General features: G+C 33.2%; 23 protein-coding genes and 1 pseudogene. 17 read left to right on the plus strand and 7 right to left on the minus strand.

Annotation, left to right across the window (positions count from 1 at the left end):
- Positions 1 to 17: 17 nt before the first annotated feature.
- From asd to EV697_RS07280, 4 genes are all read left to right on the plus strand, one after another.
- A complete protein-coding gene (gene asd, locus EV697_RS07265) occupies positions 18 to 902 on the plus strand; it encodes an archaetidylserine decarboxylase (RefSeq protein WP_132024164.1) in 885 nt (294 codons plus the stop codon).
- Positions 903 to 916: 14 nt separating this feature from the next.
- Entirely contained in the window at positions 917 to 1,351 is a 435-nt protein-coding gene (locus EV697_RS07270; RefSeq protein WP_132024166.1) for a GAF domain-containing protein, read from the plus strand.
- Positions 1,352 to 1,392: 41 nt separating this feature from the next.
- Entirely contained in the window at positions 1,393 to 2,025 is a 633-nt protein-coding gene (gene bamJ, locus EV697_RS07275; RefSeq protein WP_132024168.1) for a BamJ family beta-barrel-assembly machinery protein, read from the plus strand.
- A 111-nt stretch (positions 2,026 to 2,136) separates the two neighbouring features.
- Positions 2,137 to 2,772: a hypothetical protein gene (locus EV697_RS07280; protein WP_132024170.1), complete on the plus strand. Its 636-nt coding sequence runs from the start codon at positions 2,137 to 2,139 to the stop codon at positions 2,770 to 2,772.
- A gap of 95 nt (positions 2,773 to 2,867) precedes the next feature.
- On the opposite strand, the gene EV697_RS07285 is transcribed toward EV697_RS07280, so the two are convergent.
- The 7 genes from EV697_RS07285 to grcA all read right to left on the minus strand — a co-directional run bounded on the left by EV697_RS07285 (position 2,868) and on the right by grcA (position 9,199).
- Positions 2,868 to 3,362, minus strand: a complete 495-nt coding sequence (locus EV697_RS07285) for a YfbU family protein (protein ID WP_132024172.1) — start codon at positions 3,360 to 3,362, stop codon at positions 2,868 to 2,870.
- Positions 3,363 to 3,374: 12 nt separating this feature from the next.
- Positions 3,375 to 4,115 carry an MlaA family lipoprotein gene (locus EV697_RS07290; protein ID WP_132024174.1) on the minus strand — a complete coding sequence of 247 codons (741 nt, stop codon included), beginning with the start codon at positions 4,113 to 4,115 and terminating at the stop codon, positions 3,375 to 3,377.
- Between the two features lie 39 nt (positions 4,116 to 4,154).
- Positions 4,155 to 5,108, minus strand: coding sequence for a GTPase Era (gene era, locus EV697_RS07295; protein ID WP_132024176.1), 954 nt, complete (start codon positions 5,106 to 5,108; stop codon positions 4,155 to 4,157).
- Entirely contained in the window at positions 5,105 to 5,779 is a 675-nt protein-coding gene (gene rnc / locus EV697_RS07300; protein ID WP_132024178.1) for a ribonuclease III, read from the minus strand. Before rnc ends, era begins: the two co-directional genes overlap by 4 nt.
- Before the next feature lie 2 nt (positions 5,780 to 5,781).
- Complete coding sequence (gene lepB / locus EV697_RS07305) at positions 5,782 to 6,813, minus strand: signal peptidase I (RefSeq protein ID WP_132024180.1); 1,032 nt, start codon at positions 6,811 to 6,813, stop codon at positions 5,782 to 5,784.
- A gap of 12 nt (positions 6,814 to 6,825) precedes the next feature.
- On the minus strand, positions 6,826 to 8,619 hold the full coding sequence (gene lepA / locus EV697_RS07310; RefSeq protein WP_132024182.1) for a translation elongation factor 4: 1,794 nt from the start codon (positions 8,617 to 8,619) through the stop codon (positions 6,826 to 6,828).
- A 196-nt stretch (positions 8,620 to 8,815) separates the two neighbouring features.
- Entirely contained in the window at positions 8,816 to 9,199 is a 384-nt protein-coding gene (grcA, locus tag EV697_RS07315; RefSeq protein WP_132024184.1) for an autonomous glycyl radical cofactor GrcA, read from the minus strand.
- 291 nt (positions 9,200 to 9,490) lie between these two features.
- Here grcA and ung point away from each other — a divergent pair, with 291 nt between their 5' ends.
- From ung to priB, 13 genes and pseudogenes are all read left to right on the plus strand, one after another.
- Complete coding sequence (gene ung, locus EV697_RS07320; protein ID WP_132024186.1) at positions 9,491 to 10,162, plus strand: uracil-DNA glycosylase; 672 nt, start codon at positions 9,491 to 9,493, stop codon at positions 10,160 to 10,162.
- A 16-nt stretch (positions 10,163 to 10,178) separates the two neighbouring features.
- Positions 10,179 to 10,955, plus strand: coding sequence for a peroxide stress protein YaaA (gene yaaA / locus EV697_RS07325; RefSeq protein WP_132024188.1), 777 nt, complete (start codon positions 10,179 to 10,181; stop codon positions 10,953 to 10,955).
- A gap of 7 nt (positions 10,956 to 10,962) precedes the next feature.
- On the plus strand, positions 10,963 to 11,523 hold the full coding sequence (locus tag EV697_RS07330) for an META domain-containing protein (protein ID WP_132024190.1): 561 nt from the start codon (positions 10,963 to 10,965) through the stop codon (positions 11,521 to 11,523).
- Positions 11,524 to 11,733: 210 nt separating this feature from the next.
- Positions 11,734 to 12,696: a 6-phosphofructokinase gene (pfkA, locus tag EV697_RS07335; RefSeq protein ID WP_132024192.1), complete on the plus strand. Its 963-nt coding sequence runs from the start codon at positions 11,734 to 11,736 to the stop codon at positions 12,694 to 12,696.
- Positions 12,697 to 12,906: 210 nt separating this feature from the next.
- Positions 12,907 to 13,815 carry a glycine--tRNA ligase subunit alpha gene (glyQ, locus tag EV697_RS07340; protein WP_132024194.1) on the plus strand — a complete coding sequence of 303 codons (909 nt, stop codon included), beginning with the start codon at positions 12,907 to 12,909 and terminating at the stop codon, positions 13,813 to 13,815.
- A 14-nt stretch (positions 13,816 to 13,829) separates the two neighbouring features.
- Positions 13,830 to 14,036 (plus strand): annotated as a pseudogene (locus tag EV697_RS09970) (hypothetical protein).
- Between the two features lie 44 nt (positions 14,037 to 14,080).
- On the plus strand, positions 14,081 to 15,340 hold the full coding sequence (locus EV697_RS07350) for an AAA family ATPase (protein ID WP_132024196.1): 1,260 nt from the start codon (positions 14,081 to 14,083) through the stop codon (positions 15,338 to 15,340).
- A gap of 10 nt (positions 15,341 to 15,350) precedes the next feature.
- On the plus strand, positions 15,351 to 15,956 hold the full coding sequence (locus EV697_RS07355) for a hypothetical protein (RefSeq protein WP_132024198.1): 606 nt from the start codon (positions 15,351 to 15,353) through the stop codon (positions 15,954 to 15,956).
- Positions 15,956 to 16,222 carry a hypothetical protein gene (locus EV697_RS07360; RefSeq protein ID WP_132024200.1) on the plus strand — a complete coding sequence of 89 codons (267 nt, stop codon included), beginning with the start codon at positions 15,956 to 15,958 and terminating at the stop codon, positions 16,220 to 16,222. The genes EV697_RS07355 and EV697_RS07360 overlap by 1 nt, the downstream gene beginning before the upstream one ends.
- Before the next feature lie 33 nt (positions 16,223 to 16,255).
- Positions 16,256 to 17,269: a PDDEXK nuclease domain-containing protein gene (locus tag EV697_RS07365; RefSeq protein WP_132024202.1), complete on the plus strand. Its 1,014-nt coding sequence runs from the start codon at positions 16,256 to 16,258 to the stop codon at positions 17,267 to 17,269.
- Between the two features lie 22 nt (positions 17,270 to 17,291).
- Positions 17,292 to 19,358 (plus strand): glycine--tRNA ligase subunit beta, encoded by a 2,067-nt coding sequence (gene glyS, locus EV697_RS07370; RefSeq protein WP_132024204.1) that lies wholly within the window; start codon positions 17,292 to 17,294, stop codon positions 19,356 to 19,358.
- A gap of 219 nt (positions 19,359 to 19,577) precedes the next feature.
- Positions 19,578 to 19,955, plus strand: coding sequence for a 30S ribosomal protein S6 (gene rpsF / locus EV697_RS07375; protein WP_132024206.1), 378 nt, complete (start codon positions 19,578 to 19,580; stop codon positions 19,953 to 19,955).
- Positions 19,942 to 20,268, plus strand: a complete 327-nt coding sequence (gene priB, locus EV697_RS07380) for a primosomal replication protein N (RefSeq protein ID WP_132024208.1) — start codon at positions 19,942 to 19,944, stop codon at positions 20,266 to 20,268. The genes rpsF and priB overlap by 14 nt, the downstream gene beginning before the upstream one ends.
- Positions 20,269 to 20,277: the final 9 nt, after the last annotated feature.

The raw sequence follows: 20,277 nt of genomic DNA on the forward strand, positions 1-20,277 counted from the left end.
TATGAAGGATAATAATTATGACAGAAAATACACAACAAACCGTTACTTATTGGAATCGAATTAAAATTGCATTCCAATACATTATGCCACAACAGTACTTAACCCAATTTGCAGGCTGGTTTGCCAAGCAAAAATGGGGTGCTGTTACCCATTTCGTCATTAAATTATTTGCTAAAAAATATCAAATTGATATGCAAGAAGCAGAAAAAAAAGAATTTAAAGACTATGAAAGTTTCAACCAATTTTTCATCCGCACTTTAGCAGAAAATGCACGCCCAATTAATCCAGAAGCCAATACCATTTGTTTACCTGCCGATGGTCGTATTAGCCAAATGGGACATATTGATGATAATTTATTACTCCAAGCAAAAGGACATCATTTCAGCTTAGAAACCTTGTTGGCGAATGACGAAGAATTAGTAACTGCCTTTAAAGATGGGGAGTTTGCGACAGTTTATTTATCGCCTCGTGATTATCATAGAGTGCATATGGCTTGTACTGGTAAATTACGCAAAATGATTTACGTTCCTGGTGATCTTTTTTCTGTTAATCCTTTTTTAGCAGAACACATTCCTAACTTATTCGCACGCAATGAGCGAGTTATTTGTGTGTTTGATACCGAATTTGGCCCTATGGTACAAATCCTTGTTGGTGCAACAATTACAGCTAGTATGAGTACCGTTTGGGCTGGTATTATTAATCCACCACGCTCAAAAGAAGTGAAAACTTGGAGTTACGAAAATGACGAAGCTGTTCAATTAATGAAAGGACAAGAAATGGGGGCATTTCAATTAGGTTCAACAGTGATAAATCTTTTCCCTAAAGATACAATAAAATTTGCCGATAGCCTAGAGGTTGATACACCTGTTCGTGTTGGTGAAATTCTAGCATATAAAAAATAAATTATTTAAAACAAATGACAGACTACAATTTATTATTTAAACAGCTACAAATTTTAATAGAAGATGAGGAAGACATTATTGTAAAAATGGCAAATATGTCTTCTTTCCTCTATTTTAATCTATCTGATATTAATTGGCTCGGCTTTTATCTTGTCAAAGATAATCTATTAAAAGTCGGTCCTTTTCAAGGAAAACCCGCTTGTAGCAATATAGCGAAAGGACAAGGTGTATGTGGTACCGCTTGGGAAAAAATGACAACTATTGTAGTTGATGATGTTCACAGCATTCAAAACCATATAGCCTGTGATAGTGCCTCTAATTCTGAAGTTGTTATTCCAATCATCAAAAAAGGGAATATGATTGCGGAACTTGATGTCGACTCACCTAAATTCTCTCGTTTTGATTTAGAACTCGTACAATTTTTAGAAAAATGTACAACACTAATATAAAATCAATTTTACACTCTTTTACTCTAAAATAAGGAAAAACAATGACAAAACAATTTTTTGAACAAATCGCTTTAGATGATACTTCAGCAAAAGGGAGCTACGGTATCGGCTTACAAATTGGTCAACAATTACTTGAAAGCCAATTAAATGTTAAAGCAGAAGCGGTTGCAAAAGGTATTTTTGATGTATTAAGTAAAAATGCACCAGCTTTAGAATTAAATGAAATCAGTCAAGCATTACAACAATTACAGCAAGATGCTAACGCACTTTTAGAAACAAAATTCAAAGAAATTGAAGAAAATGGCAAAGTATTTTTAGCTGAAAATGCCCAAAAAGAAAATGTAAAAACCACTGAAAGTGGCTTACAATATGAAATCTTAGTAGAAGGTAACGGAAAAGTACCTAGTCAAACAGATAAAGTTCGTGTTCATTACACTGGCTCACTAATTGATGGTACTGTTTTCGATAGTTCTGTGGCTCGTGGACAACCAACTGAATTCCCTGTAAATGGTGTGATTGCTGGCTGGATTGAAGCATTAACAATGATGCCTGTCGGTTCTAAATGGAAATTAACTATCCCTCATAATCTTGCTTATGGTGAAAGAGGAGCAGGTTCATCAATTCCCCCGTTTAGCACTTTAGTTTTTGAAGTAGAATTACTTGATATTCTTTAATAACTAAATAATTTTTATAATTAGCGAGAAACCTTAAATATAAGGATCTCGCTTTTTTTATTTATGATGTATACTGAAAATACTTAATATTCCATACCTAAGGTTAGTAATATGAAATTATCTAAATCACTATTTATTATACTATCAAGCATAAGCTCTATAACTTGGGCAAATCTTGATGCCAATATAAAATACAGCTCAAACTATTTAATGCCAGCTTATGTACATTTTAAGGTGTCTGAAACACAATATGGCATTAATGCCAATATTAATATCCCATTTTATAAAATTAAATTTCAAGCTAAGGGAGTTCAAGATTCTCAACACTTTAAAATGATATCCTACAAAGATATCAGAAATGATAACACCTATTCCGTTGCTAATATTAATAACAATACGATTGAATATGGAAAAATAAAGAGCGGTCTAAAATCAGAACATTTATCTGTCCCAACCTTTGATTTATTTACCATTGCCTTACAATTAAGCTATTATGAAAAACTGCCTGCTAGCTTTCAAATCACTAATGGTAAAAAGCTTTACCCAATGAAAAATGTTGTCGTCAATAAATCCCAAAAAGAAATAAAATACAACAAGCAACAAATTGTTGAGGTCACATATAGATTTAAAACAGGAGAAAAATCATTTATTGTAAAAAAACACCTAAATGAACAATTTCCTCGCTATATCTCTTATGATAAAGATGGCGATCACTATGAGCTAACCTTTGATCAATTTGTTAATTAACACTACAAAAATGTGAAAAATAGGGGAATAAGTCTCCTTTATCCCCCTATTTATATCAAGTTTTAAGATAAAATGTTATTCGTACAATCTATCTATTACGCACTAAGAATTTTCTGAATTTCAGCAATACTTAAATGATACTCATGTGGGCAACTACGCCATACGGCTAACATATTTAAATATTTATCCCACATCGGAGTTTGCGAATCACAACCATGTTCACAGCTCATAAACTCTTGATATTTACCTTCAATTTTTGTAATAAAACGCAAATAATTTAAGTAACGTTTTTCACGGAAAGCACAATAGCCAACAAATTGTAATCTATGTGGTGTTACCATTGATTTATCTGCGAGATTGGCATAAGACACTTGCAATGCATGATACATTTCTAAGGTATCTTGAACAGTACGACATTCTTCTTCAGAAAGATTAGAAAATTCTTTATCTAATTCTTTAAGTTCTAATGCAAAACCACCTTTTACGATCATTTCTAAACGTTGATATTTTTTAGCGTTATCAGGCTCTAATAGCCCCATTAGTTTATACTGATTCGCTAGTATTAAACGTTGTGTTGAAGTCATTTCCATAATAATTTCCTACTAATCAATTTCATTAAGTTCATCTTTTGAAAGCGTTTCTTTCCCTTTCTTTATATTCCCATCGTTTACTCGATATTTTAAACTTTGAAAATAAGCTTCTCGAAAAGTAATATAAGGATCTTGAGCTTGCTCTAATAAAGCTTCTTTTCCTAACAGTTCAGATCGTTGATCAATACCTTGAACGGCAGATTTTAACAACGACCAAGGTCCCAATAAAGATAACATTGGATAAGTGGTATCCACTAGATTACCAAGATCTTGTCGTGGCGTTGCGGCACCGTATAATGGCAACATTACATAAGTTCCAGTTTCTACACCATAAGTACCTAAAGTATCACCAAAACGACGATTATGTTCAATTTTCAATGGCTGACTGTAGCTTGCCCAGTCAATTAAACCGCCGAGTCCAAAAATACTATTTATCCAAAAACGGTTAAAATGTACAATTGCCTTTTTAGGCTCACCTTGTAATAAGCGATTAACAAAACTTGCAGGTTCATCAAGATTATTAGCGACATTAGTTAAACCAGTTTTAATTGGTTGTGGCACATATTCCTTCCAACTTTTTGCTACGGGTTTTAGAATATAAGGATCAACATAATTGTAATTAACATTCCACATTGTGCGGTTAAAACCTTCAAGTGGGTCTTTTCTTGTTCCTGTATTTGGATCTATCGTAGCACAACCAACTAACAGTACTGATGTTAGTAATATCAATGAAATAATATTATATTTTCTCATTAATTATTTCTCTCTATTAGTAAATAGTATAATTATAACTTATTCGTCCATATAGCCTAAACTACGTAACGCACGCTCATCATCTGCCCAACCAGATTTTACTTTGACCCAAAGTTCTAAATGCACTTTATTGTCAAACAATCGTTCCATATCAAGCCGAGCTTCCGTACCTATAACTTTAATTTTTTGACCTTTACTGCCGATAACCATTTTTTTCTGACCATCTCGCTCCACAAGAATCAAGCCATTAATTTCATAAGTTCCTCGTTCATTTACCTTAAATTGCTCAATTTCTACCGTTACAGAATAAGGTAATTCTTCCCCTGTAAAACGCATTAATTTCTCACGAATGATCTCTGATGCCATAAAACGTTGAGAACGATCTGTTACATAATCCTCAGGGAAATGATGCACGCCTTTTTTTAGAGAAGTGCGGACGATTTTTAATAAGTTTTGTAAATTCTTGCCTCTCTGTGCAGAGATCGGCACAATGTCTTTAAATTCAAATTTTTGAGTTAATTCTGTAATAAAAGGCAACAACTCATCTTTATCTTTTACATTATCTATTTTATTAATAGCGAGTACAACAGGTGATTTCGTCTGACGTAACTTATTTAGAACCATTTCATCATCAGCATTCCAATGTGTTCCATCTACAACAAAAATAATAAGATCAACATCACCAATGGCACTACTTGCTGCTCGATTCATTAAACGATTAATCGCTCGTTTTTCTTCTATGTGTAATCCCGGTGTATCCACATAAATTGCCTGATATTGACCTTCAGTATGAATGCCCATAATACGATGACGAGTTGTCTGTGCTTTACGAGAGGTAATAGATATTTTCTGCCCTAAAATCTTATTTAATAATGTCGATTTCCCAACATTAGGACGACCGACTATAGCAATAAAACCGCAATAAGTATCTGCTTCTGTCTGATTAGTTAAGGTAGTTAATTCTGATGTATTTAATTCTGTTATTTCTGTCATTTAATTTCCAATTTTTCTAAAATTTTTTCTGCTGCCATTTGTTCTGCTTTACGACGACTAGCCGCAATACCAATAAATGATTCATCAAAACTATCAACAATACATTCCACCGTAAAAGTTTGACGATGTGCCTCACCTTTGATATCAATTACCGTATAAGTTGGTAACGCTAATCGATTCCCTTGTAAATACTCTTGCAAACGAGTTTTTGCGTCTTTTTGATTTTCACCCGGCTTAATATTCTCTAATAAAGTTTGGTACCAACTATTCACGATTTTTGTAGCCGTATTCAAATCATTATCTAAAGAAATAGCACCAATAATTGCTTCAACACCATCAGCTAAAATAGATTCTCGGCGAAAACCACCACTCTTTAATTCTCCCGGCCCTAACGCCATATTATCACCTAGTTCAAAATCCCTTGCTAGAATGGCTAAAGTCGCCTCTCGAACTAAAGTAGCTCTCATACGACTTAACTCCCCTTCGTTACATAGAGGAAAAAGCTGATAAAGAGATTGAGCAATAGTCAGATTTAAAATTGCATCGCCCAAAAACTCAAGTCGTTCATTATGATTTTTAGCCGCACTACGATGTGTCAAAGCTTGTTCAAGCAAATCAATATTATCAAATTGATAATTAATTTTTCGTTGTAATCGTTCTAAATTTCGCATAATTACTTAATTGTCGTAAACAAACGTTCTGTACGGATACCAGTTGGCCATTGTCCTTGTTTTTTATCTAGACTTAACCAAATATAAGCCGCTCTACCAACAATGTTCTTTTCGGGAACAAATCCCCAAAAACGACTATCAGAACTATGATTACGATTATCGCCCATCATAAAATAATTCCCTTCAGGAACAACCCACTCTGTTACATAATTTTCTTGATTTGCATAAGCTTGGTACATATAGGTCGCATTTGGTATCTGTGGATCCCAATGAATTAAATGCTCTACATCGCCCGTTTCAGTTAATACCAATGGCTTTTCATCACTATAAATAGGTGAACCATCACGCTCTTGACCAATAATGATACCGAAATTATCATCTTCTTTAGGATCTGAATAAGAAAAATGTTTAACATCACAACTATAATTACAAGGTTTCCCCTCTTTATTATAAACCAATGTTAATTGACGTGTGGCTTCATTATAAAAAACCCGATCTCCAGGAATACCTACTACACGTTTAATATAATCAATATTCGGCTCTTTTGGTGCTTTAAATACGACTACATCACCTCGTTGTGGTTTTCCTGTTTCAATAATTGTATTTTGAAATACAGGATCTTTTATCCCATAAGCATACTTTTCAACTAATAGAAAATCACCAACCCTTAAAGTAGGTTCCATTGAACCAGACGGAATTTGAAAAGGTTCAAATAAAAAAGAACGCAAAATTAATACAAATGCTAATACAGGGAATAAAGATGAAAGCATTTCTGATGTTTCTGAAATTGGTTCAATTTGTAATTTTTCTTCATTCGTTAGCGTTTTACCTGTCCGTTGCTCTTGACGAATAACCTGTCTGGTACGCTTTGGTAGAACAACAAATCGATGATAACACCAAAGGACACCACAAAGTACGGTTAATAAAATCAACAAAATGGTAAAAGTATTTGGCAAAGCGAGATAATCTAGCCATTTCCAAAACGCATAACCTACTGCCAATAAAATAATAAATGATAAATTTGATTTAGACATATATTTTTCCGACTAATCTTTTCCTACATGTAAAATAGCTAAGAATGCTTCTTGCGGAACATCTACATTTCCTAAAGACTTCATTCGCTTTTTACCCTCTTTTTGTTTTTGTAGTAATTTTTTCTTACGGCTTACATCCCCACCATAACATTTTGCCAATACATTTTTTCGTAATTGTTTTACCGTAGAGCGAGCAATAATATGGTTACCAATCGCAGCCTGTATTGCAATATCAAATTGTTGACGAGGAATAAGTTCTTTCATTTTTTCGACTAATTCACGACCACGATAAGGTGCATTATCTTTATGTACAATTAAAGCTAAGGCATCAACGCGCTCACCATTAATCATAATATCCACTCTTACCATATCCGCTGCTTGGAAGCGTTTAAACCCATAATCTAATGAAGCATAACCTTTCGAAGTTGATTTTAAACGATCAAAGAAATCAAGTACAACTTCGCCCATTGGAATCTCGTAGGTCAATGCAACTTGATTACCATGATAAACCATATTAGTTTGTACGCCACGTTTTTCCACACAAAGTGTAATAACATTCCCCAAATAAGATTGTGGTACTAACATATTACATTCAGCAATTGGTTCTCGAATCTCTGAAATACTATTTAGGGCTGGCAATTTTGCTGGACTATCCACGTAAACCACTTCCCCATCTGTTTTTTCAACTTCATAAACTACCGTTGGTGCTGTCGTAATAAGATCTAAATTGTATTCTCTCTCTAAACGCTCTTGGATAATCTCCATATGTAATAAGCCCAAGAAGCCACAACGAAAACCAAAACCTAATGCAGTTGATGTTTCTGGTTCATAAAATAAAGAGGCATCATTTAGACTTAATTTACCTAACGCATCACGGAAAGATTCATAGTCATCAGAACTAATTGGGAATAATCCCGCATAAACTTGAGGTTTTACTTTCTTAAATCCTGGTAATACAGATATTGCTGAATTATGATAATGCGTTAAAGTATCACCAACAGGAGCGCCAAGAATATCTTTAATAGCACAGACAACCCAACCTACTTCTCCAGTATTTAACTCTGTAGTATCAACTTGTTTTGGGGTGAAAATGCCAAGGCGATCAACATTATAAAATTGTCCTGTCGACATTACCTTAATCTTATCACCTTTCTTTAAAACACCATTTTTAACACGCACCAATGAAACCACACCAAGATAATTATCAAACCAAGAGTCAATAATTAAAGCTTGTAATGGAGCATTAGGATCACCTTCAGGAGCAGGTATTTTATGAACGATTTCTTCCAAAACAGCTTTAATCCCTTCCCCTGTTTTTGCTGAGCAACGTACTGCATCAATAGCATCAATACCAACGATATCCTCAATTTCCTCAGCAACTCTTTCAGGATCAGCAGCAGGCAAATCAATTTTATTTAATATGGGAACGACTTCCAAATTCATTTCTATGGCAGTGTAACAATTTGCTAAAGTCTGAGCTTCAACACCTTGTCCTGCATCCACCACTAACAACGCACCTTCACAAGCAGCTAAAGAACGAGACACCTCATAAGAGAAGTCTACATGTCCTGGTGTATCAATAAAATTTAATTGATAAGTTTCACCATCTTCAGCGGTATAATTCAAAGTTACACTCTGTGCTTTTATGGTAATTCCACGCTCACGTTCCAAGTCCATTGAATCTAAAACTTGAGCTGCCATCTCACGATCCGATAAACCGCCACAAGTTTGAATTAAACGATCTGATAAAGTCGATTTACCATGATCAATATGTGCAATAATAGAAAAGTTTCTTATGTTCTTCATTTTTTTTAAATTATTCTAAGTTATAAATATTTATGTAAGTCTTAACCGAACAATTCTATATGAATATTCTAATTTATGCTACATAAAGGGAAGAATTAACAAAAAAGTAAGTATTTTTATGACCGCTTAATAAAAAAACCCTAAAGGAATAAATCCTTTAGGGTATTTAGCTTAATTTACTTTAACGTAAACTGAATTATAAACTTTCAGTGAAAGTACGTGTAATTACATCACGTTGTTGTTCTGGTGTTAATGAATTAAAACGAACAGCATAACCAGACACACGAATAGTTAATTGTGGATATTTTTCTGGATTATTTACTGCATCTTCTAATGTTTCACGACGTAATACATTCACATTTAAATGCTGACCACCTTCAACTTTTACAGTTGGTGCAACATCTACTGGTAATTCACGATATTCGATTTTACCTAATTCATTTACTGCAACTACTTGGTCTTCTTTAAATTCAGCTTTAGCGGCTAAACAACGAGCTTCGCCTTTTTCACTGTCTAATAACCAAAACGAATTTAATAAATTGTCATTTGCTGCTTGAGTAATTTGAATACCTTTAATCATAGTTATGCTCCTAATTATTTTTTAAATGGTTGTTAATCAACCTTGATTGGCGAAGATTCTACCAAAAAAATTTCGCATTTCAATTATTTTGATATAGATCACATTAATTTTATCATACTTTTTAATTGAAATTGATACAAATCAAAATAACCCACAAAAATAAAAATATGATTTAACATATAATTAACAACTATATATGCCAACCATTAATTAACTGCATAGAATCCCTACTATTAATTTATTAACTATTTCTTTATAATTAGCACAATAACATAATGGCTGGAGATAATAATGAAAACGTGGAAAGACGTTATTGGAAATCAAAAAAAAGAAGTTTATTTTCAAGATATTCTACGACAAATACAAACTGAAAAAAATTTAGGCAAAATTATTTATCCCGCCCATAATGAAATTTTTAATGCTTTTAAATTAACCGAATTTTCCGCTGTTAAAGTGGTTATTTTAGGGCAAGATCCCTATCACGGACCGAATCAAGCTCACGGACTCGCTTTTTCGGTTAAACCAGGAATCATACCGCCTCCCTCATTAGTTAATATTTATAAAGAACTCGCTTCAGATATTGAAGGATTTCAAATACCAAAGCACGGTTATCTCATTGACTGGGCAAAACAAGGTGTATTACTTTTAAATACGGTATTAACAGTAGAACAAGGAAAAGCACATTCCCATGCTAATTTTGGGTGGGAAACGTTCACGGACTATGTCATCGCCCGCCTAAATGAACAGAGAGAAAATATTGTATTTTTATTATGGGGCTCTCATGCACAAAAAAAAGGACAATTTATTGATCGCACAAAGCATTGTGTATTAACAGCACCACATCCCTCTCCCCTATCCGCACATCGTGGTTTTTTAGGGTGCCGACATTTTTCAAAAACCAATCAATATTTACGCCAACATAATTTATCAGAAATTAATTGGCAACTAACAATGACATTATAAAAAATAAAGGAACATTATGTTAGCAATTATATCTCCTGCAAAAACACTTGATTTTAAAAGTGAAATACCTACTTTTAATTTCTCACAACCAGAGCTAACGGATTATAGTGAAAAACTAATTGAAATTTGCCGACAACTATCACCAGCTGAAATTGCCTCATTAATGTCAATTAGTGATAAATTAGCAGGTTTAAATGCTGCTCGCTTTAGCGAATGGAAAAAAGAACATACATTAGAAAACGCTCGTGCAGCAATCTATGCCTTTAAAGGCGATGTTTATACTGGACTGGCAGTAGAAACCTTAACTGAAGATGATATTCAATTTGCACAAAAGCATTTAAAAATGTTGTCTGGATTATATGGATTATTAAGTCCATTAGATCTGATGCAACCTTATCGATTAGAAATGGGAACGAAATTAAAAAATCCAAAAGGTAAAGATTTATATACATTTTGGGACAATATTATTACGCAAAAACTACAAGAAGAATTAGATAATCAAGGCGATAATATTCTAATTAACTTAGCCTCTGATGAATATTATAAATCAATCAAAGAAAAACAACTTAATGCTAATATTGTCAAACCAATTTTCCTCGACTGCAAAAATGGCAAATATAAAGTAATCAGCTTTTACGCCAAAAAAGCAAGAGGGCTAATGTGTCGTTATATAATCCAAAATCGATTAACTAAAATTGAGCAATTAAAAGAGTTTGATCTCGCTGGTTATTGGTTTGATGACACTTCATCAACATCAAATGAACTGGTATTTAAACGAAATATAGCTGAATAAAAATAATATGAAAAAAATACTCATAATTTTAACCGCACTTTTTCTTTTTGGTTGTGCCTCACAATCAAAAATAATCGAAGTGCCACAACAATTACAATATCATAACAAACAATATAAATTATCTGGTCAGCAAGACTTAGGCTCAATTGCACGTTATGTTTTTCTAAGTGAGAACGATACTTTACAAAATTGGCAAACTGAAATTGAAGTCCTATTTGATCGTAATATCCAAAAACTATCATTACAGGAACGTATTAATTTACGCAAAAACATTTACCAAAAAACAAATGTTGCCTATTTTGAATTAAAGGAAAAAAATAATACATTATTTTCTTCAGTTATCTACAAACCAAGCTCACAATATAATGATTGGCAAATAAATATTGCAAAAGGAAAAAATATTCCTAATTGTGGGTTTATTCAATATCAATATTCATTGAAAGTAGCCAGAAATAAAAAAATAATGAATATGAAAAAATCCAAGATTGTTTCCCACATAAAAAAATATATTCTAGATAAAGAAATAAAATATATTGATAAAAAATTATGGCAATGGAACTGTAAATAAGACCGCTTAAATTAGATAAACTCATTATTTTTTAATATAAAAAAACAAATATATTCCAAAACAGGTCGGTATATTAAAGGTAGAAAACATAAATTAGATCAAAATATGCTATAATTTCCCAAAATTTTTCTAGAGTGATTAATCTGAATCAGGTAATCTAGCGACCGATTTTATTTTGACATTACAATTTTATTAAATAGGTATTATACAATGAAAAGAATTGCAGTATTAACAAGTGGTGGTGATGCACCAGGTATGAACGCAGCTATCCGAGGGGTAGTAAGAACAGCTGTCTCAGAAGGATTAGAGGTTTTTGGTATTTATGATGGTTATCATGGTTTATATCACAACAATATTAAACCATTAACCCGTTATAGCGTATCAGACACCATTAACCGTGGTGGCACATTCTTAGGTTCTGCTCGCTTCCCTGAATTTAAAGATCCCGCAATTAGAGCACAATGTGCTGAAAATTTACGTAATCACAATATTGATGCTCTTATCGTTATTGGTGGTGATGGTTCTTATATGGGGGCAAAACTATTAACAGAAGAACACGGTTTCCCTTGTATTGGTATTCCAGGAACGATTGATAATGATGTAGCAGGAACAGACTACACCATTGGCTATCAAACCGCATTAGAAACAGCAGTAACTGCTATTGATCGTTTACGTGATACCTCAAGCTCCCATCAACGTATTTCCATCGTTGAAATTATGGGAAGACATTGTAGTGATTTAACCATTTCAGCTGGAATTGCTGGAGGTTGTGAATATATTGTTGCCTCAGAACTAGAATTTAAACCAGAGGACTTAATTGCAGAAATTGAACGTAGTATTCAAAATGGAAAACGCCATGCAATTATCGCTATCACCGAATTAATCTGTGATGTAAATAAACTAGCGAAAGAAATTGAAGCTCGTGTTCATCATGAAACTCGTGCAACAGTATTAGGACATATTCAACGAGGCGGCTCACCTTGTGCCTTCGACCGTATTTTAGGATCTCGTATGGGATCTTATGCCGTTGATCTACTACTTCAAGGTGAATCAGGTCGTTGTGTGGGTATCAAGAATGAGAAACTCGTTCACCACGATATTATTGATGCAATTAATAATATGAAACGTGAGTTTAGAGCAGATTTATTTAAATTAGCAGAACGACTAGAATAATATTATTTCCTAATTAATAAGCCCATTATTTTTTATAAAATATGGGCTTTATTTCTTTTAGGTATTCTATATTTTTTCCAATTAGAATCCTTAAATAAAAAATCTCAATAATTACTACCGCACTTTTTCTCCACAAATCTGTGCTAAGTTGCTATTTTTACAGTATAATGAAAAGAATTTTCTTTAACCAAATTTAATAAAAGAGTCATTATGAGTTCAAAATTTAATGTAAAAACCTTTCAAGGTATGATTTTAGCCCTTCAAGATTATTGGGCTCAACAAGGCTGTACCGTTGTTCAACCTTTTGATATGGAAGTGGGTGCGGGTACATCACACCCGATGACTTGCTTACGTGCATTAGGTCCAGAGCCAATGGCATTTGCTTATGTACAACCTTCTCGCCGCCCAACAGATGGACGCTATGGTGAAAATCCAAACCGCTTACAGCATTATTACCAATTCCAAGTGGTAATCAAACCTTCCCCTGATAATATTCAAGAACTTTATTTGGACAGCTTAAAAATGTTAGGTTTCGACCCAACACAAAATGATATTCGTTTTGTAGAAGACAACTGGGAAAATCCAACACTTGGTGCGTGGGGTTTAGGTTGGGAAGTATGGTTAAATGGTATGGAAGTGACCCAATTTACTTATTTCCAACAAGTTGGTGGCTTAGAATGTAAACCTGTTACAGGTGAAATCACTTACGGCTTAGAACGCTTAGCAATGTATATTCAAGGTGTTGATTCCGTTTATGATCTTGTATGGTCTGATGGTCCACTAGGTAAAACGACTTATGGCGACGTTTTCCACCAAAACGAAGTGGAACAATCTACTTACAACTTTGAATATGCAAATACTGACTTTTTATTCTACTGCTTTGAGCAATACGAAAAAGAAGCACAAGAATTATTAGCATTAGAAAAACCATTACCTTTACCTGCTTACGAACGTATTTTAAAAGCAGGACATAGTTTTAACTTACTTGATGCTCGCAAAGCGATTTCGGTTACCGAACGCCAACGTTATATTTTACGTATTCGTGCATTAACTAAAGGTGTAGCAGAGGCGTTTTATGCAAGCCGTGAAGCATTAGGGTTTCCTGGGTGTAAAGAATAATTTAGAGCGTAAAAATGAACACTAAACCCATATTATTTTTTGCTGACTTATGTCCTGACACCCCACCTTTTGTAGCTTAATTAGAGCAACTGAAAGTGGAATATGAAGCGGTCAATATTTTTGAAAGTATGGCAAACTTTAAACATTTTTTAACATTACGAAATAACTATTTCGCTTTTAAACTTCATAAACAATATAGTTATATTGGAATTCTTGCTTAACTGTTAGATAATCAGCTACACATAATACTAAAAGGATACTAAAAATGAAATTGAATATTTCTAATTTCTCTATTATAAAACAGGCAACAATTGAAATTAATGGATTAACTGTTATTGCCGGAGAAAATGATACAGGTAAAAGTACTATTGGTAAGCTTTTATTTGCAATAATAAAAGCAAGCCAAAAATATGAAGAAGATTTTAAAGAAGATATACTACCCACTAAAATTATGCCCAAAATAGTTTCTATAGCATCAGTTTTACAGCCGTACGAAAAAAATCTAGGTGGCAAAATAATTATAAGGATGCTAGGACTACTAAATTTAGATTCTAAAAATAGTGATGAGATAAGAAATGAAATTAAAAAATTTACTATTTTTATAGAAGAACTTGATATAACTAAGAAATCTAAAGAAGAAATATTAAATAATATAGAAAGCATAAAATTAATAGTTAATGAAAATAATTCAAATGATAAATTAAAACAAAAACAAAAAGCACTAAAAATGGCTTTATATTCTGAATTTAAAAAAATCACAAATTTTGATTCTTTTATTAAATTAGAAGATAGAAATCAGAGTATTGTAGAGTTTTCTTGTGATAGTAATGACTTAAAAAATGTCTTTTTCAAAGATGATATGGATTTTGATGATATAACTTATATAGAAAGCCCTTTTGTAATACAATTTAGAAATATGTTTTTAAAAGCAGGTACTTTATTAGATCCAATAATAAAGCCGGCTAAAGAAACTATACCTTTGCATTTAAAGGATTTGGCAAATAAATTAAAGAGCCCTAATAATGATATTATCAAATTAATAGATAATGAAGAGTTGATAGATATTTCTGGAAAAATAGCAACATTGATTGATGGAAATTTTTATTATGATAAAAAACAAAATGATTTTATTTTAAAAAGAAATGGCTTAGAAATTCCATCTATGAACATTGCATCAGGAATAAAATCATTAGGATTATTAAATACATTATTATCATCTGGAATAATCAACTCTAATAGATTATTAATTCTGGATGAACCAGAAACTAATCTACATCCAAAATGGCAAAATAAATATGCAGAGATCTTATGTAAATTAGTTGAAAATGATATAAAAATTATTGTAGCTAGCCATAGTCCTTATATGATATCTGCGTTAGAACATTACTCTAAACATATTTCTAATAAAAGTTTTTATTGGGCTAGTAGGGATGAGGTGGGAAATTCCATATTTGAAGATAAAACTGAAACAGTTATGGAAGATATTATCCAACGATTTGCAAACTCATTTGACGAAATTTATTAAAATAGACTCCATGTGTAACTCAGAATATTTGTATAAAAAAATTGAAGAAAAGCATACTGGATGCATAGAAAGCATTCAGTTAATTTCAAAAGCCGATAATGAACCATCATTTATTAATAGTGATATTAAAATACTTAATTTTGACAGACTTGCTAAAAATATTGGTAGCTCAGTTAGATCACCTGATGGATTATATTATTTAGATAATAAATTTTTATTCATAGAGTTTAAAGATCAAAAATCTTCATCATTAAATATGGATGACAAATGTAGAAAGAAAAACATAGATAAAGGAATGAAAGGAAAACTGTATGAGGGCATTTCTGTGTTCTCTTCTTTATTAGATAATACCATTAGTGATTTAAATATAAAATATCTTGTAATTTGTAACCCAGCTAAAAATCTACAGAAGAATCCTGTAGAAAGAACTATGCAAAAAGCAATAAATAAATCTACAAATAATGATGAAGACAATACAAGAAACAAGCATCATATAGATATTTTGAAAAAGTATTTTCATCCATTAAAAAAGTTAAACATAAAAATAGAGATTGATTTCATAGTATCAGAAGTCAAGTTACAAAATTTTCTTAATTCACTAAATCCAAAATCATGATGAAAACTAAACCCATATTATTTTTTGCTGACCTATGCCCTGACACTCAACCTTTTGTTGAGCAATTACAGCAACTAAACCTGGAGTATGAACCAGTCAATATTTTTGAAAGTATGGCGAATTTTAAACGCTTTCTAAAATTACGAGATAATCACTCTGCATTTGATCAAGCAAAACAACGAGGTTATATTGGGATTCCAGCTTTGGTGTTTGATGATGAAAAAGTGATTTTAGATCGTGACGAATTACAAACTATTTTTAGTTAAAGCAGTTAGATTTTAGAGAGAATTTGTAAATTTATGAATAATCTTCCAACAAAAAATAAAGACTTAACTCAAAACATTGCTCAAATTATTGAGCAAGCAAGAAAGCGAGTTAAACAAACTATCAATTCTACAATGGTTCAATGCTATTGGGATATTGGGCGTTTGCTTGTGGAAGATGAACAGCAAGGACAACTGCGTGCTGAGTATGGTAAATATGTATTGCAAAATTTATCGGAACGCTTAACCGCAATGTATGGTAAGGGCTTTGATGTTCGTAATTTACGGAATATGCGTCAATTTTATCTTGCTTTTCCGATTCGGAACGCACTGCGTACCGAATTGAGTTGGACGCATTATAGAAGTTTAATTCGTATTGAAAATCCGCAAGCAAGGGAATGGTATTTAAAAGAAGCGCTTGAACAAAATTGGTCTTCTCGTGCATTAGATCGCCAAATCTCAGTGCTTTATTACGAACGTTTATTAGCAAGCCAAAATAAATCGCTAGTGAATCAAGAAGCTGAAGAAAAAACTGAAATATTAAAAGATTCTGTACAAGATTATTTAAGAGATCCTTATATTTTAGATTTTTTAAATTTACAAGATAAAACCTATCAAGAAAGTAATGTAGAGCAAGCAATAATCAATAACTTGCAACAGTTTTTACTTGAATTAGGTAAAGGTTTTGCATTCGTTGAGCGTCAAAAAAGAATTCGTTTTGATGATGAAGATTTTTATATTGATTTAGTTTTTTATAATTTTAAACTTAAATGTTTTCTACTAATTGACTTAAAAATTGGGAAATTGAAACATCAAGATATCGGACAAATGGATACTTATGTTCGTTTATATGATGAACAATTTAAAAGCGATGATGATAACCCAACTATTGGATTGGTATTATGTAGTGAAAAAAGTGAAGCCATTGCAAAATATTCTGTTTTAGCAGATAGAAAACAAATTTTTAGTGCTAAATATTTACCTTATTTACCAACAGAATTACAGTTAAAAGAACAAATTGAAAAAGCAAGAGCTTTCAATAGTAATTAATAAAATTTTAAAGAGAAAAAAAATGACAACACAAAATTTCCTTGCCGAAATCGGTACTGAAGAATTACCACCGAAGGCACTCAAAAAATTAGCAACAGCATTTGCTAATAATGTAGAACAAGAATTAACTCAAGCAAACTTAGCTTTTGATAAAGTAGAATGGTTTGCTGCACCACGTCGTTTAGCAGTCAAAGTGCTTGGTTTAGGTACAAGTCAACCAAGTAAAGAAATTGAAAAACGTGGTCCTGCGGTATCCGCTGCTTTTGATGCAGAAGGTAAACCAACTAAAGCAGCAGAAGGTTGGGCTCGTGGTTGTGGGATTACTGTTGATCAAGCTGATCGTATTAAAACAGATAAAGGTGAATGGCTTGTTCACCGTGCAGTTATTGAAGGACAAGCGACCAAAAATTTATTAGTCGGTATTATTAGTCAATCCCTTGCTAAATTACCTATCCCAAAAACAATGCGCTGGGGGGATAAAACAGAACAATTTGTTCGTCCTGTGCATACAGTTACTTTATTATTTGGAAATGAATTAATTGAAGGCGAGATTTTAGGTGTTGCTAGTGCAAGAACTATTCGAGGTCATCGTTTCTTGGGCAAGCGTGAATTCCAAATTGATAATGCGGATCAATACCCTCAATTACTCAAAGAAAAAGGCTCGGTATTTGCTGATTTCAATGAACGTAAAGCCATTATTTTGCAAAAATCTCAAGAAAAAGCGACCGCACTTGGTGGCGTTGCCGATATTCAAGAAGATTTACTTGATGAAGTTACTTCTCTTGTTGAATATCCAAATGTTTTGGCGGCTACATTTGAAGAACGTTTCTTGGCTGTGCCTGCAGAAGCACTTGTTTATACAATGAAAGGCGATCAAAAATATTTCCCAATTTATGATAAAGAAGGAAAATTATTACCGCACTTTATTTTTGTTTCTAATATTAATCCTGATGATCCAAGCAAGATTATTGAGGGAAATGAAAAAGTAGTACGTCCACGTTTAACTGATGCGGAATTTTTCTTTAAAACCGATTTAAAACAACGTTTAGAAGATCAACTCCCACGTTTAGAAACGGTGTTATTCCAACAACAATTAGGTACTTTACGTGATAAAACAGCACGTATTGAACAATTAAGTGGCGAAATTGCAAAACAAATTGGTGCAGATGAAAGCAAGGCAAAACGTGCTGGCTTACTTTCTAAATGTGACTTAATGACCAATATGGTGTTCGAGTTTACCGATACCCAAGGTGTAATGGGTATGCACTATGCTCGTCACGATGGTGAAGATGAAGAAGTGGCAGTAGCGTTAAATGAACAATATATGCCACGTTTTGCAGGCGATGAATTACCACATTCTTTAGTGGCTTGTTCTGTTGCACTTGCGGATAAAATTGACACGTTAACAGGAATTTTTGGCATTGGTCAATATCCAAAAGGCGATAAAGATCCTTTTGCACTACGCCGCGCCGCATTAGGTGTGTTGCGTATTATTGTTGAGAAAAAATTACCATTAGATTTAGAAGCATTAATCAATATTTCGGCTCAATCTTTCGGTAATAAGTTAACCAATAAAAATGTTATTGCTGATGTAGTGGACTTTATGCTGGGTCGTTTCCGTGCTTGGTATCAAGATGAAGGTATTGCGGTTGATGTTATTCAAGCAGTATTAGCTCGCCGTCCAACTAAACCAGCGGATTTTGATGCTCGTGTTCGTGCCGTCGCTCATTTCCGTAGCTTAGATGCAGCGGTTTCTTTAGCCGCCGCTAATAAGCGTGTAAGTAATATTCTTGCAAAATCAAATATTGAAATTGGTGAAATCGATCTTAGTATTTGCGTAGAAACACCAGAAAAAGCATTAGCGGAAGCGGTTATTGCATTACAAGATGAAGTAAAACCTTTAGTCGTAGAAGGAAATTATACGGCAGTATTAGATAAGTTAGCTAATTTACGTGAACCTGTTGATAATTTCTTTGATAACGTTATGGTTAATGCTGATGATCCACAACTTCGTCATAATCGTTTAGCTATTTTAAATACCTTGCAAGGTTTATTCTTACAAGTTGCAGATATTGCTTTATTGCAATAAGCAATAATCACTACTATTTATTAATGGGGAGGCAATAGCTTCCCTATTTTTTATGAATACGAAGATGGAAAAATTTTAATCAAAAATCCCCTTGTAGTTTAAAGACTAAATCGGTATAATCGCACACCTTACAGTCACACCTTAATTTTCGTTCCTTGCTTCCGCAAGATTGGTGACTGGTCTTACAGTCGGAGGCTGATTAACCCGTAAGGAGCAGTAATGCGTCACTACGAAATCGTGTTTATGGTTCACCCGGACCAAAGCGAACAAGTACCAGGGATGATTGAGCGTTATACAGGTTCTGTAAAAGAAGCTGGCGGTCAAATTCATCGCCTAGAAGATTGGGGTCGCCGTCAATTAGCATACCCAATCAACAAATTACATAAAGCACATTACGTGCTTATGAATGTAGAAGCGCCTCAAGAAGTAATCGACGAGCTAGAAACAACTTTCCGTTACAACGACGCAGTTCTTCGTAACGTAATTATTCGTACTAAGCACGCCGTAACAGAAGCGTCCCCAATGGCTAAAGCACGTGATGAACGTAAAGCTGTAGCTGAAGTTGAAAACAACGATTTTGAGGATGCTGAAGAGTAATTTGAATATTAATAATCGTTTATCGTTAATTGGAAAAGTATCCGATTTCCCTAAACGAATGAAAAGCCCAAGCGGAATTGAGCATTGCCGTTTTTATTTAGAACATCGTTCTGAACAGCAAGAAGTCGGCTTACCACGTCAAGCGTGGTGTAAAATGCCAGTTCAAGTAAGTGGTAATAAATTAATAGAAACAACTCAAAGCATTACGGTCGGTTGTAGTTTATTGGTAGTGGGGTTTATAACTTCACATAAATCAACAAATGGTTTAAGCCAATTAGTATTACACGCCGAGCAAATCGAATTTATAGATTAGGAGACTAGC

This window comes from Bisgaardia hudsonensis, assembly GCF_004345785.1.
GTDB classification, from domain to species: Bacteria; Pseudomonadota; Gammaproteobacteria; order Enterobacterales; family Pasteurellaceae; genus Bisgaardia; species Bisgaardia hudsonensis.